The organism is Paenibacillus crassostreae (assembly GCF_001857945.1).
Classification (GTDB): Bacteria; Bacillota; Bacilli; order Paenibacillales; family Paenibacillaceae; genus Paenibacillus_AQ; species Paenibacillus_AQ crassostreae.
In genome coordinates, this window is sequence record NZ_CP017770.1 from 2,373,886 (window position 1) to 2,388,666 (window position 14,781).

Here is a 14,781-nt window from a genome sequence, read left to right on the forward strand (position 1 = left end):
TCTTCCTCCTTTGAACCGAGTTTTGTCATTATCGGTTATTTCATACGTACAGACACAACACAACGTTTCAAATTTTTTCCACTTTCATTCAGATTGATGATGACCAATATAACAATTTTTGTAAACTATATTTAATAAGCACAGTATATTCTTTAGTTATTGAAGTAGAATTTTTTTGATACACGCTATAATTGACCTCAGAGGAGGACTAATTCAAATAAATGTAAGCGCTTTATATTATCAAATCATTTTAGGAGGGATGCATCAAATGAGTAGAAAGTTCAAAAGAGTCATCTCAATCTTACTCGCAGCAGCTTTGCTGATTCCATCAATCTGGCTCGCGCCAGTTGCGAAAGCGGCGGGATCGATAGAACAACCAGATACGGTAACAATTTACCACGAATCCTTTGCTGACGGTAAAGGAGCTGCAACGCAATCGGGTGGCGCTAGCCTAACACCTGTCATCGATAAGGCTTTTGCCGGAAATGCTGACCGAGCAGCTTTATATGTAAGTAACAGAACGAACACCTGGGATGCGATTGATTTCAAATTCGCCGATATCGGATTGGAAAATGGTAAAACCTACACAGTGACTACATCTGTATATGTTGACGCTGATGTGACTGTGCCTAGTGGCGCACAAGCTTATCTTCAAACGGTAGAGAGTTACGGCTTCTTGGCAGGCGCAGATTTTGTAGCTGGATCAGCTTTCACTATGACCAAAGAATTTACCGTGGATATGGACAAGGATTCTGCCCTACGCGTTCAATCAAGCGAGGATGGAAAGACTGTTCCATTCTATATTGGGGATGTATTGATCACCGAAAAGGTGGCTTCGAGCGGTGGAGAACCGCAGAGAGACCCAGCTTTACCATTCAACACAATTACCTTCGAGAATCAAACAAAGGGTGATTTAGTAGGCAGAGCAGGTACAGAAACGCTGACTGTCACCAAAGAGGCTAATCATACCGAAGGCGGTTCATACGCTCTGAAGGTAGAGGGCAGAACAAACACTTGGCACGGCCCGACTTTACGTGTGGAGAAATATGTTGATAAGGGCTTTGAATATACCATTTCGGTCTGGGTCAAACTGATTGATCCCGCAAGCTCACAGCTTCAGCTATCTACACAAGTTGGTAATACCAGTCCAAGTTATAACACCATTCTATCCAAAACAATCACTAATAACGATGGATGGGTACTATACGAAGGCAAATACCGTTATACCAGCGTAGGCGATGAATATTTGACCATCTATGTGGAAAGCTCAAGCAACAGTACGGCTTCTTTCTATATCGACGATGTCAGTTTTGTAAAAGGCTCAGAACCGATTTCCGTGCAGAAAGATTTGACTCCAATTAAAACGGCATATGAGAATAATTTTCTGATCGGAAATGCGGTATCAATGGCAGATCTGGAAGGCTCTCGACTTGAGCTTCTCAAGCTGCATCACAATGTTGTCACAACAGAAAACGCAATGAAACCAGATTACACATATAATGACGAGAAAGAATTTGACTTTACAGCAGAGAATGCGCTTGTTGATAAAGTTCTGGCTGAGGGACTTAAGCTGCACGGACACGTGCTAGTATGGCATCAGCAGATGCCAACGTGGCTGAGTACTTCTGAAGACGGTTCCCCTTTGAATAGAGATGTAGCTCTAGCAAATCTGAAGACCCATATCGAAACGGTCATGAAGAATTACGGCGATAAGGTTATTTCATGGGACATCGTAAACGAAGCGATGAGCGATAATCCACCTAACCCGTCGGATTGGAAAGCGTCTCTGCGACAATCCCCTTGGAAAGCTGCCATCGGAGATGACTATATAGAGCAAGCTTATTTGATTGCAAGGGAAGTATTGGACGAAAATGGTTGGGATATCAAGCTTTATTACAACGATTACAACGAAGATAATCAAAATAAAGCTATGGCTATTTACAACATGATCAAAGAAATTAATGATAGGTATGCGCTGACACACGATGGTAAACTCCTTATCGACGGTATGGGTATGCAAGCGCATTACAATATCAATACCAAGCCGGAAAATGTTAAAAATTCCTTGGATAAATTTATTTCCTTAGGAGTAGAAGTAAGTATAACCGAGCTTGATATTACAGCCGGAAGCGACTCTGTGATCTCTGAGAAAGAAGCCAATGCTCAAGGCTATTTATACGCACAACTGATGAATATTTACAAGGATCACGCCTCTAATATAGCACGTGTTACATTCTGGGGACTTAATGACGCCACGAGTTGGAGAGCCGCGCAAAGTCCGTTGTTGTTTGATAAGGACCTGCAAGCCAAACCAGCTTACTACGGTGTAATCGATCCAGATAAATTTATCGAAGAACATCCACCTGCATCAACAATCGCAAACCAAGCAATCGCTAAATATGCTACGCCTGTAATAGACGGGACTGTAGACAGCGTATGGAGCAAGACTAATGAAATACCGATTAATCGGTATCAGATGGCTTGGCAAGGATCAAGTGGTGTGGCCAAGGCTCTATGGGATGATCAAAATCTGTATGTTCTAATCCAGGTTAGCGATGCACAGCTTGATAAGAGTAGTGCGAACGCCTATGAGCAAGATTCTATCGAAATCTTCCTAGACCAAAACAATGCAAAATCATTCTCCTATCAAGATGACGATGGACAGTACAGAGTAAATTTTGACAACGAAACTTCATTTAATCCGGAAGATATTGCTACTGACTTTGTATCGGCAACTAAGGTTTCCGGAACTAACTATACCGTTGAAGTAAAGATACCGCTTAAATCAATAACTCCGACTAATAATACAAAACTAGGTTTCGATGTACAGATCAATGATGCTAAGGACGGTGGCCGTCAAAGTGTTGCCGCATGGAACGATACAACCGGTCAAGGATTTCAAGACACTTCCGTGTACGGCGAGCTTACACTCACCAACGCGCTAGCCGCTCCTTCAAGCTTAACAGCAACAGCTTTGAATCATCATGTCATTAAATTGGATTGGGATAATGTTAATAATGAGTCTTCCACTACTTATAGTGTATATCGCTCAACAACTGTAAAAGGACAATATGATATAGTTGCTGAAAATTTAAGTAACTCTGAATATGTGGACAATAAGTTAGCTGCTGCAACAACTTACTACTACAAAGTTGTTGCAGTGACCCCATCCAACATTTCTGAACCTGCAACAACGCATACAACAACTAAAGCACTGCCGCAAATTAATAATCCAGATCCTAATTCGAATTCAAACCCAAATTCTGAAGGGAAAGTTGTACAAACTCCAGATGAATCGGTGAAGATCGAGACAACTGTGAAGACCGTCAACGGACGTGTAGAAGTCACAATTTCTAACAACAACTTGAAAAAGGCGCTTGAACGAATTGCTTCAGTAGCAAATGGCAAGAAACAAGTCGTAGTCGATGTGGCAAAACAAGCAGATGCAAAATCATATGAAGTTCGATTATCCACTCAAAGCTTGAAAGGTGAAGAAAACTTTGTAATTGTGATGAAGACAGAACATGCAACGGTCGAGATACCAAGTAATATCCTGTCCAACATGACGGAGAACGCTGAGCAAGTATCCATCCGCGTAGCCAAGGTTACTACAGACAACTTGGATGCTACCACTCGTGAACTAATTGGTAATCGTCCGGTACTGGATCTAAGCGTAGTAGTCGATGACAAAGTCATTGCTTGGAACAACCCGCATGCACCTGTAACCATCTCTGTTCCTTACAAGCCGACAGCAGAAGAACTAAGCAATCCGGATTCGATCATAGTTTGGTACATCGCTGACAATGGCGATGTGACATCGATCCCGAATGGCCGTTATGATGCAACAACCGGAATGGTTATATTCCAGACGACCCACTTTAGCACTTATGCTGTGACTTCCGTCGTCAAAACTTTCGATGATCTGAAGAATGTGCCATGGGCGAAGCAAGCCATTGACGCATTGGCAGCTCGTGATATCATCAAAGGAACCTCTGCTGACAGCTTCTCTCCTGAAGCTTCCATCAAGAGAGCGGATGCCATCGCCCTCCTTGTAAGAGCACTTGAATTGCAAGGTACAGAGAACAATGACGCGATGTTCAGTGATGTTGAAAAAACTGCCTATTATTATGATGAGCTAGTTATCGCAAAGGAACTGGGTATCGCTACGGGCTTGGGAGATAATAAGTTCAAGCCAAACAGTAATATCTCCCTTCAAGATATGATGGTGCTAACGACACGCGCACTGGAGGTAGCTGGTAAACAAGTCGAAGTCAGCGGAGCTTTAGATGCTATTCCTGACGCGCCGAGTATTTCCAATTACGCGAACGGCAAGATTGCACCAAACAAAGACCTCACCCGCGCTGAAGCAGCAGTCATCCTGTATCGAATCTGGAATCTATAATTACAACCAAGAAAAAACTTGATAGTTGATAAAAAATATCCAGCCAGCGCGTACCGATGCTCTATCGGTGCGCGCTGTTTGAATTTGGTCTGAATACGCTGGTAAATTTATCAGCTACTTGCTACATTCCCTTTTGCCATTTCTGGCTATTCTCATCTCCAAAATGTGCAGGATTACGTTCTATTTGAGTAATATCATATCCTGTCGGACTTTGGAAAAGCCGAATCCCCAATGCCGGTGCCACTGCATAAATGTGATCAAAGATATCCGACTGAATTGATTCATATACCGCCCAATCGGTATCGTTGCTGAAAGCGTAAATTTCCATCGGCAACCCACTATCCCCTGGCGCTAACTGCCTAACAAGGAGCGTCATTTGTTTATTGATTTTGGGATGATTCTTGAGATATTGATGTATATACACTCTGAATACACCAATGTTGGTAAGCTGTCTTCCGTTTACTTTATTGGATGTATTAATTTGATTGTCCGTATTATACTCTTCGATTTCACTTACTCTTGTCGTTATATATTCCGATAGAAAATGAATCTTCTTAAATTCCTCAATCATTTCCTCCGTGCAGAAATGTATGCTGCTTGTGTCTATATAGATACAACGCTTAATCCTTCTACCACCAGAAACTTGCATACCTCTCCAATTTTTAAAAGAGTCTGAAATCAGAGCATAGCTAGGGATCATAGTGATAGTTTTATCAAAATTCATAACCTTCACAGTATTCAATGTGATATCAATGACGTCACCGTCTGCATTGTATTTAGGCATCTCAATCCAGTCACCAACACGTACCATATCGTTGGATGACAATTGAATGCCTGCCACTAGGCCTAATATCGAGTCCTTAAAAATTAACATCAGAACAGCCGATAATGCACCAAGACCACTGAGAATGATTAACGGATTCTGGCCGATGAGGTTCGAGATAATCACTATGCTACCAATGATAAATAGAATGATCTTCACAACCTGAATATATCCCTTGATTGGTCTGACCTTGGATATTGCAAATGAACGGTATATATCATCAAAGGCATTCAGCAGCGCATTAAGGATCGCTATGGTCACAATCATCATATAAGTTAATGCGCCCTTTTCAATCCAATATTGATAGACGGGAAATACAGCCCCAGAATAATAGAGAATGATGGCAGGAACGATATGAGATATCTTGTGAAAAACTTTTTTCTCCAAAATTATATTATCCCACGTGTACCGATTGTTCGTAATGATATGAATAATAACCTTCAGAACTATTTTTTTGGCTATATAATTAACCAGTATACAGACCCCAGCTATAAAAATGACCATGATGGTATTTGAAAGATAATCAACAGTTTGTGAACTTATTCCGAATCTAGCTAATTGACTTCTTATGAATTCCATTGTTTCCTCCTAAACACTTTTTATTAGGCTACTAGTATAGAATAGTTTTCAATACTAGGCAAAGGTTAGGGGAATAAATCATCATTTTTTTAAAGTTCGCAAGACTAATAAGAGAACCACATTTACTGCTCTCGCAATCTTTCTGAAACTTAATGGTTATCATTTCATAATACTTTGGTACACGTGTGAATAATTTCTGGAATAAACCTGGGAAATTGCAAAAAAAGAACACCTCATGGTGTCCGTCGTTATGGTAAATTATAATCTTTTTGCGAATTGATTTAGCTGCTCCGACATCCGATGAACCTCTTCAATAAATTCAAAAATCTGTCGGGATGACGTGGACTGGCGTTCAATGGTTGCCGTCATACTTTCAATGGATACGCGCATTCCGTTTATTGCCTCTTCGAATGTTTTTAGTGTATCCTGAATTGAATTCGTGGAAGTAAGCGTTCCATTGGACAATTTCCGTATCTCATCGGCTATAATACCGAATCCTCTTCCTCGATCCCCTGCATGAGCTGCTTCAATTGCCGCATTAATGCCTAGTAAGTGAGTCTGATCCGCTACTCTTCTGACAATCGATACAACTTTGTCCGCTTCATTTACATGTTCTGCCGTTCGATGGGCGAGCGTAAGAAGCTGCATGGCAGACTCCGCCAGTACAACCGAACCTTCTGTGACCTCAGAGAGCTGATTGGTGGCCTGTGTTAACGAACTCGACATTTGTTCGGCAATCGCTATTAATTCACTTTGTTTTCGAAGCTGAATGGCTATACCTCCGATTACATGGCCATTAGAATCATGAAGTGGTGTTGCTGTCCCCGTAAATTCAAACCCATAAAATGCTGCAGATACTTCCGACCTTAATGCAATATCTTCTCGAATTGCCTGCGATAACGGTTCTTCTTGCTGTAACGATTGTCCGACGCATATCTTTAAATCAATATTTTCGCCAGGCCAATAAGCAATAAATTTTTCTGTGTCACAAATAGCAATCGATAATTCTGCAGGAACTGCAGCTTTTAGAATTGGAACCATTGCAACCACAGTTTCCAGCGATTCAATTCTGTTCATCTCAGATTCTCCTCAATCATTAACTATGTATTTAAAATTTTAACAATCTTATGTATCAAACATTTAATATTAGCACCATTAATTAATATTGTAAATATACAAATTATCCATTATCTTGAATAATCATTGATTACTCATGGACATGAATAAAGCAAAGAGAGTACCTCTCGCGGTACTCTCTCATAGGTTTAGAGAAACTACCTTTATAGGGTTCTCCTCAAGGTGTCTCTTCTGATAATAAATATGGAGACGAGGGGAGTCGAACCCCTGCCCGAAAATATTGGCCATAAAGTGCGCTCCACGATGGGCGTAGTCAAAGTTTTGATATCACCTGAGAGTTACTAGAATTAATAACATCCTAACTTTCCATTGTTTCCAAATACTCAGTAAATGACCATTCATCTAGGAGAAGCGAAAGACTTGTCTTCTCATCCACATCGTTGCAACCCACTTTTCCCCTTTGATCACTGGTGTACCTGCATGCAAGGTAAGATCGTTTAATTCATGATTACTGTAAAAATATTCGAAGTAGACCGCCATGCCTTTGCTAGGAAAAATAGATAAATTAAGCATGGGGAATGTCGTTTCTCCGCCATCCTCTACATCATTCAAATACATCACGAGCGTACTAATTCGATTGTTGGTACTTGCTCGACTCGTTTCTGCGAAGAAATCATAATGAGGTTGATACTCTTGGCCAGGGGTATACAGCAGAATTTGCAAGCCATCACTATTCTCAACAGGAATATTCATAATTTGAGAGAATCGCTTCTCGATTCTTGTAACCGTCTCATTCTCCTCACAGAAAACCCCGCTACTCGTTCTAATTTGATTGACCGCATGATCTTGGCCTATCTTTGAACGTTGCAATTGTTCCCTAGAATGATTAATTAGCTCATCGCATTCCTCATCACTAAGAACATTTCCTAATACGACAACCAGAGGTTCCTCATACTTGGCAATAATTCGAATCTCTCGATCTTCTGTCTTGATCGTATTTCCAGCATGATCAAATATCGTCCGCTCTTTCTCCGTCGTATTCCCTATCATTTTTATGCAGCCCCTATAGTATGACATTACCACAAAAATAACATACCATTAAATGGAATAATTAGCTCGAACTACTTCAGAAACAGTAAATAATCAAACAGCGTGGCTGTTTTCGCAAGGACTCCCTTCATTTCCATATAACCGCCATGTATACAGAACAACAAAAAAGACACCTAAAAGGTGTCTCTTCTGATAATAAGTATAGAGGCGAGGGGTGGACGTGCAGGGCCACAATTCAGTGTAACAATGCTTTATTCAACACGTTGATTAAACTATAGCTCACCTTCGGCAAATCCTTTATAGCTGGGGATTAGCGAGTCCAAGTAGCTCGCTTACGGTCAAGAACCGATAACCTTCGGCAGCAAGCTCTTCTACCAATACCTGAACAGCTTTAATCGTTTGAGAACGTTCGCCATACCCGTCATGAAACAAAAATATACTACCATTTTCGATGGTTGGTCTCGTATGATCCAGAATAAAGTCAACACCAGGTTGTTCCCAATCCTTCGCCTCACCGTTCACGGCACCGATTGAGTGGTATCCGAACTCTGCTGCAAGCAAAAGAATATCGTCATTAACACCAAAAAACGGTGGTCTGAAGTTCAATACAGGCTTTCCCGTCAACTTACGAATCCTCTCATCCGCCTGCTGCAATTCAGCCCGCGCCTCGTCTACCGTCAATTTTGTCATATCAGGATGCGAGTATGTATGATTGGCAATCTCATGCCCGGCAAGATGAACCTCTGTTGCGATATCCTCGAACGCATTGATCTCTTGACCGATCATAAAAAAGGTCGCTTTACCATTATTGCTGCGGAAGATATCCAGAATCTGTTTCGTGTATAACGGATGCGGGCCATCATCAAACGTAAAAGCGACGGCCTTTTCCTGGGTTAGGACCTTATGTACTAACGATAATTTGGCCATTCATATTCCTCCCGATTCATATAGTATGAATGCATTCGAATGCATCCAGTATTGCTGCGGCGTAACACCCTCAGTTTTTCTAAAAATCCTCAGGAGTATCTCATTCAATCAGGTAATACATATGTATCATCGCTGACGAAGACGTAAGTCTTCCCCTCCCTCCGCAATCAAACAGCCGATTTGACCACTCACTCCACGCACGCCTGCAAGCATTCCTATCTCTCTCCATCTTAGCACACAATCGTTAAGTGTTAAGTGTTAAGTCAGCGTCAGCACGACCACAGACATTGGCGGCAGCGCTGCCATCAAAACGCCTTCGCTTACATTCGTAATGCCGTCAAACATCTGAGGCTTCACCGCCTCCGTCTGCTCAAATGTGTTATGGGCGTTCATATCTGCATGCTTCAAAACCCGGCCACTGACTTTCAAGTCTCGGCCTAATCCACGTAACCGCAACGATACATCTCCCTGACGATACGGGTCGATGTTGCATAGGCTGATGTCGATCGTGCCATCGGCCCGGATGTTGCCGCCACAACCCCAATTCGTATTGAGCATATGCTTGCGTTGCTCACGTGAACCGACGCCGTCCTTCCAGTGATACTCGTCGGCATAGCACCCGTGCCCTACCGCAGACTGGCCAGCTTCTACAAAAACCATCTAATTGGAGGGAATTATAATGAATGAGGTCATGCAAGTGATCCGCCAGCATCGCTCCATCCGTAAGTTTAAAAATATTCCGTTGATTGACGAGCAAATCGAAGCCATTGTCGATGTAGCGCAAATGGCACCGACCTCGGCACATATGCAGCCGTTCTCGATCATCGGCATTACCGATCAGGAACTGCGGAAGAAGATCGCGGTGCATTCAGAAAATCCGTCGATTGAGGAATGTGGGTACTTTTTTATATTTTGCGCCGATCTCTATCGGATAATGCTGGCCGCCAGCCCTGAACAACAAGAAAAAATGGGTCATAACCTGAGCTTCTCGTATTTTTACCAAACCGCTGTGCTGAGTACCGCGCTTGCCCTGCAAAATGCCAATGTGACGGCCGAATCGATGGGGCTCGGAGCCGTGATCATCGGCGGAATTAACGAGGCTCTGCCCGCACTGGACGAATGGCTTGGCCTGCCGGACTTCGTCATTCCATTGGTCGGTCTTGCAGTAGGCATTCCCGACGAACTCCCCGAGCAAAAGCCACGGTTACCACGGTCTGCCGTATTTTTTGAAAACCGGTATGATCTCGATCTTAAAGAAAAGGCGAAAGATATGACCGGGAAATCGGAGTACTACGGCGCGCGAACGAATAACAAACAAAGGGCAAGCTGGTCCGGGAAATTCATCGCTATGCTGGATAAAGATTTGCCGTTGGGCGGGTATACGGAATACGTAAAAAGTAAAGGATTTGATTTGAAATAATGGGAATTATGGATAAAGAGCATGTTGACCTTATCCTATAACTTCTTATCCCTGAAATGCAAAATCCACAACCGAATCCGGTTGTGGATTTAAATATGGAGGCGAGGGGAGTCGAACCCCTGTCCGAAAATATTGGCACATAAGATTCTACGGGTGTAGTCACGGATTTGATGTCACCCGAGTATCGCCCCGTAACCGGCTATACGTTGGGTCAGCCTGATTGTCTTCTTCAGCTCACCGCAGGCGGAGATGAGACAGCGTATTCCACTATTTGTTAGCCCCTAGTCTAGTCACATGGACGATGCTAGGTAGGAGCACGCTAACAGGTTATTAAGCTGCTAATGCGTAGTTGTTTTGTGTTTTGCCATTTAATAGGCTTTAGCGTTGATAAAGCGGACGCGTCCCCACTACCCGCTACTCATGCTCAAACTATCCCCGTCGAATCCATAAACGCCCCCTTGATATAAAGGGCTTCTAGGATAGAGTCTTGAGTAGTCAAGACATGATGTTCTATTCAGTATCCTTTTCCTCCATGAAAAAGGACCGCTAGAAGGTAATCACTTATATAAGATCTGTAGATCTGATATGTGTTTAGTATAACACAATAAATACTCATAATGAAATTAAGTTATAGGAAGGATAGGACATATCTGACATTCCATCCATCATTCACTCCAATCCGTTGACCAGTCACCTATAATCACATATCGGCTACCTTACCGCGCAATCTTCTGTTTCTCACGAAGCGCACGTTGAATATCACGTTGTGCATCGCGCTTAGCTGCTGTATCGCGTTTGTCATATTGTTTCTTCCCGCGACCGAGACCTAATAGAAGCTTAGCATAACCATTACGGATATAGATCTTTAGCGGAACAATCGTATAACCCTCTTGCTTCGATAGTCCAATCAACTTCCTGATTTGTGCCTTATGCATCAGCAATTTACGTGTCCTCGTAGGATCAATGGGATTACTACGGTTCCCTTGCTCAAAAGGACTAATGTGCATATTGTGGATCTGAATCTCACCATTACGAATCGTAGCAAACGCATCCCCGATATTGGATCTACCATTACGTAGCGACTTAATCTCAGTCCCCGTCAGCACCATACCTGCTTCATACGTTTCCTCTATAAAGTAATCATGGGAAGCTTTCTTGTTCTGGGCCAAGACCTTCCCGTCACTATTATTCTTACCCATGTCCTCACCCCTTTGGTGTATATAAAAAATGGATTCTGGTAGTTATTCCTCATCCATCTAGGAACATACCAGAAATCCATTGTATCAACTGCCTGCTTCAAAATCAAGATAAGGTGGCTAGCTCGCCTTATTCCTTACCTGCACCACTACCAGGTGTTGCATCCCCACCAAGGAAGATTCCACCTCTACCCGAACCCTTACGCGCACTACCCTCAGCGGACGAACTATCAGAACGTCCAGCTTCACTAGTTGAAGAAGAGGCTGCTCCATATCCTCCCTTACCTGAACCGAAGGCGAAGCCAGGTCCGCGCGATGTTTGCAAGGCATCGTACCGCCCTGCTGGAGCACCTGCTCCACGATCCCGCTTACGTCCAGCACCTTTTTTACCACTATTTCCACCTTCGCGTTTAGGCGCTCCACTACTTCGTTTCACCGCATTACCATTCTCAGTCGGAATGGAAGGATTCACAGCTTCGGCTACCACACCTGCACCATTGCCGCTAACTGGCTTCACTACGCCCTTAATTCCATTAAATCCGCCGTTCTTCTTTTTACTTCTAGTGCCATTTGCACTTGATTTCTTAGCAACTGTATCCTTAGGTGTGCTATTCCCAGCCACTGCATTACCGATCATATCCATAGACTTCTTCTTACCTCCGCCATTTGCACCAGCCGCCTTGGCGCCTCCGCTCTTTGCTCCAAATACTTTACTTGCTCCATTCGCTTTACTTCCAGCGCCCTTACCGCCACGAGATCCATTCTTGCCACCTCGTCCGGGACCTCTATTAAACCCACCAGCTGACCCTTGTGGACGACCACCTCGTCCTCCTGAGCTTCCTTCACTGCGTGGTTTCATATCAACCAATTCAAAATCAATCGTATGATCATCCATATTAACGCGGGCTACACGGATCTTCACTTCATCACCAATACGGAATACTTTAGAGGTACGTTCTCCGATTAACGACATTACCTGTTCATTGAAATGATAATAATCATCTGTCAATGCACTCAAGCGAATGAGTCCTTCAACCGTATTCTCTAACTCAATAAACATACCGAAACTCGTTACACTACTGATCATACCTTCAAATTCTTCACCAACCTTATCCAGCATATATTCTGCTTTCTTCAGTTGGTCTGTATCTCTTTCTGCATCTACAGCAACACGTTCACGTTCTGAAGATTGCTTCGCAACATCTGGCATACGAGAAGCCAAATATTCTTGACGCTTATCTGACAATACACCTTTATTCTCGATTACTTCACGAATAACACGGTGTATCGCTAGATCGGGATACCGACGAATAGGCGATGTGAAATGCGAATAATATTCTGCTGCTAGTCCGAAATGGCCCGATGTCTCAGCGTCGTATTTCGCTTGCTTCATAGAACGTAACATCATTGTACTAATAACTGTCTGCTCTTTCGTACCTTGAATATCTTCAAGAAGTCCTTGCAGTGCTCTTGGATGAATTGCATTACCACGACCTTTGACATGGTATCCGAAATTCTCTGCAAATGCTAAAAAGTTCTGTAACTTCTCTTGATCTGGATTCTCATGAATACGATAGATGAATGGAACCTTCAACCAATGGAAATGCTCCGCTACCGTCTCATTCGCAGCAAGCATGAATTCCTCTATGATTTGCTCCGCGATGGAGCGCTCTCTTTTAACAATGTCTATAGCCTTACCATTCTCATCGACGATAACTTTAGATTCAACGAAATCGAAATCCACGGCACCACGACGCATCCGATTCCCACGTAATCTCAAAGCAAGTTCCTTCATCTGATGGAAGTTATCGACTAGATCACTATAACGTTCCAACAATTCTGGTTCTTCACCCTCAAGAATCTTACGTACATTATTATAAGTCATTCTTTCTTTCGTTCTAATTACGCTGGTGAATACGTCATGATTGACTACTTTCATCTGTTCGTTAAATTCCATTTCGCATGACAGAGTTAACCTGTCCACCTGTGGATTAAGACTACAAATCCCATTAGAAAGACGGTGTGGCAGCATCGGAATAACCCGATCAACTAAATACACGCTACACCCGCGATCATAGGCTTCTTTATCCAATTCGGAACCTTCACGAACATAATAACCTACATCGGCGATATGCACGCCAAGCAGATAGTGACCATTCGGTAAAAGCTCCACATTCACCGCATCATCAAGATCTTTCGCATCTTCACCATCAATGGTAACAATGGTTTTATGACGTAGATCACGCCGACCTTGCTTAAGAATCTCTTCCTCTGTAATCGTATCAGGTGCAAGTTCCGCCTCTGACATAACTTCTTCAGGAAAAGCCTCAGGCAATTGATGCTTACGAATAATTGAGATAATATCAACGCCCGGATCATCCTTATGACCTAGAATCTCAGCCACTTCACCTTCTGCAGCCGAACGACCCTCGGGATAATTCACAATCCGCACAACAACCTTCTCGCCATCTACAGCACCATTAAATGCATCCTTAGGTATAAATATATCTCGATTAATCCGCTTATCATCAGGTAATACGAAGCCGTATGACTCATTGTTCTGGAACACGCCTACGACTTGTGTAACAGCGCGCTTCACAATACGAACAACTTCTCCTTCAAGCTTACCACCGGCTGCACTCTTAGACGTCACTCGGACTAGAACGATATCACCATTCATAGCACCTTTAAGATCATTCGCATTAATGTATACATCGGGATGCTCCCGGTCATCAGGAATTAGGAAGGCAAATCCCTTAGCGTGTGCCTGTAAACGACCACGTATAAGATCCATTCGTTCCGGTACGCCATAACGATTCGTACGCGTAAGAATTACTTTCCCATCTTGTTCAAGGAGATTCAATTCCTTTACAAATTCCTTGAAATCTTGCGCCTTATCAATACGGAAATGTTGTTCTAATTCTTGATAAGTCATTGGTTTATATGCAGTCTCCCGCATAAAATTTAATATTTCTTCTTCTGTTATCATGATTATCACCTCAGATGACTTGCACTAATGAACTGCAAGTTCTATGTATCTTTCGCTTTATATAATTTAGTTGGTATTTATTTCATCACTATACTCATACCCTAGTATACACGATTTCAATCGCAAACATCCCTTTAATCCCTTGATTTTTATTATCACTAAGAAAGATATCAAGTAGAAACGGCAATGCTGTCCTTTTTCAAAGACGGCACCCGATTTAGCTGCATCAGCGATTATGAAATTGATTCAAGTGAAACTTATATTTTCTTATATTTTAACAAAAAAAAACCTTCTCTCCACATAGAGTATGTAAGAGCG

The 14,781-nt window shown here is 42.6% G+C and carries 9 protein-coding genes and 1 other RNA gene; 2 read left to right on the forward strand and 8 right to left on the reverse strand.

Annotated features, from left to right (window positions below):
- The first annotated feature begins 268 nt into the window (after positions 1-268).
- Positions 269-4,402: an endo-1,4-beta-xylanase gene (locus LPB68_RS11010; RefSeq protein WP_082865550.1), complete on the forward strand. Its 4,134-nt coding sequence runs from the start codon at positions 269-271 to the stop codon at positions 4,400-4,402.
- Positions 4,403-4,523: 121 nt separating this feature from the next.
- Here LPB68_RS11010 and LPB68_RS11015 read toward each other — a convergent pair whose 3' ends face one another.
- From LPB68_RS11015 to LPB68_RS22285, 5 genes are all read right to left on the reverse strand, one after another.
- Positions 4,524-5,804 carry a mechanosensitive ion channel family protein gene (locus LPB68_RS11015; RefSeq protein ID WP_068654733.1) on the reverse strand — a complete coding sequence of 427 codons (1,281 nt, stop codon included), beginning with the start codon at positions 5,802-5,804 and terminating at the stop codon, positions 4,524-4,526.
- Positions 5,805-6,062: 258 nt separating this feature from the next.
- The gene (locus LPB68_RS11020; RefSeq protein ID WP_068654734.1) at positions 6,063-6,881 is read right to left on the reverse strand and encodes a methyl-accepting chemotaxis protein; all 819 of its coding nucleotides are present in this window, start codon (positions 6,879-6,881) and stop codon (positions 6,063-6,065) included.
- A gap of 402 nt (positions 6,882-7,283) precedes the next feature.
- Positions 7,284-7,931 (reverse strand): 2OG-Fe(II) oxygenase, encoded by a 648-nt coding sequence (locus LPB68_RS11025; protein WP_068654736.1) that lies wholly within the window; start codon positions 7,929-7,931, stop codon positions 7,284-7,286.
- Between the two features lie 297 nt (positions 7,932-8,228).
- A complete protein-coding gene (locus LPB68_RS11030; RefSeq protein WP_068654738.1) occupies positions 8,229-8,858 on the reverse strand; it encodes a polysaccharide deacetylase family protein in 630 nt (209 codons plus the stop codon).
- 258 nt (positions 8,859-9,116) lie between these two features.
- Positions 9,117-9,416 carry an alpha-L-arabinofuranosidase C-terminal domain-containing protein gene (locus LPB68_RS22285; protein ID WP_237087888.1) on the reverse strand — a complete coding sequence of 100 codons (300 nt, stop codon included), beginning with the start codon at positions 9,414-9,416 and terminating at the stop codon, positions 9,117-9,119.
- Positions 9,417-9,537: 121 nt separating this feature from the next.
- Here LPB68_RS22285 and LPB68_RS11040 point away from each other — a divergent pair, with 121 nt between their 5' ends.
- Complete coding sequence (locus LPB68_RS11040; protein ID WP_068654741.1) at positions 9,538-10,278, forward strand: nitroreductase family protein; 741 nt, start codon at positions 9,538-9,540, stop codon at positions 10,276-10,278.
- Positions 10,279-10,371: 93 nt separating this feature from the next.
- On the opposite strand, the gene ssrA is transcribed toward LPB68_RS11040, so the two are convergent.
- The 3 genes from ssrA to rnr form a co-directional block, all read right to left on the reverse strand.
- Positions 10,372-10,736: a transfer-messenger RNA gene (gene ssrA, locus LPB68_RS11045) on the reverse strand.
- A gap of 258 nt (positions 10,737-10,994) precedes the next feature.
- Positions 10,995-11,477: an SsrA-binding protein SmpB gene (smpB, locus tag LPB68_RS11050; RefSeq protein WP_068654743.1), complete on the reverse strand. Its 483-nt coding sequence runs from the start codon at positions 11,475-11,477 to the stop codon at positions 10,995-10,997.
- Between the two features lie 127 nt (positions 11,478-11,604).
- A complete protein-coding gene (gene rnr / locus LPB68_RS11055) occupies positions 11,605-14,463 on the reverse strand; it encodes a ribonuclease R (protein ID WP_082865552.1) in 2,859 nt (952 codons plus the stop codon).
- Positions 14,464-14,781: the final 318 nt, after the last annotated feature.

What these genes read in the sequence shown, in the direction of transcription:
- LPB68_RS11010 (WP_082865550.1), top strand. Translation starts at nt 269, where the DNA reads ATGAGTAGAAAGTTCAAAAGAGTCATCTCAATCTTACTCGCAGCAGCT.
- LPB68_RS11015 (WP_068654733.1), bottom strand. Translation starts at nt 5,804, where the DNA reads ATGGAATTCATAAGAAGTCAATTAGCTAGATTCGGAATAAGTTCACAA.
- LPB68_RS11020 (WP_068654734.1), bottom strand. Translation starts at nt 6,881, where the DNA reads ATGAACAGAATTGAATCGCTGGAAACTGTGGTTGCAATGGTTCCAATT.
- LPB68_RS11025 (WP_068654736.1), bottom strand. Translation starts at nt 7,931, where the DNA reads ATGATAGGGAATACGACGGAGAAAGAGCGGACGATATTTGATCATGCT.
- LPB68_RS11030 (WP_068654738.1), bottom strand. Translation starts at nt 8,858, where the DNA reads ATGGCCAAATTATCGTTAGTACATAAGGTCCTAACCCAGGAAAAGGCC.
- LPB68_RS22285 (WP_237087888.1), bottom strand. Translation starts at nt 9,416, where the DNA reads ATGCTCAATACGAATTGGGGTTGTGGCGGCAACATCCGGGCCGATGGC.
- LPB68_RS11040 (WP_068654741.1), top strand. Translation starts at nt 9,538, where the DNA reads ATGAATGAGGTCATGCAAGTGATCCGCCAGCATCGCTCCATCCGTAAG.
- smpB (WP_068654743.1), bottom strand. Translation starts at nt 11,477, where the DNA reads ATGGGTAAGAATAATAGTGACGGGAAGGTCTTGGCCCAGAACAAGAAA.
- rnr (WP_082865552.1), bottom strand. Translation starts at nt 14,463, where the DNA reads ATGATAACAGAAGAAGAAATATTAAATTTTATGCGGGAGACTGCATAT.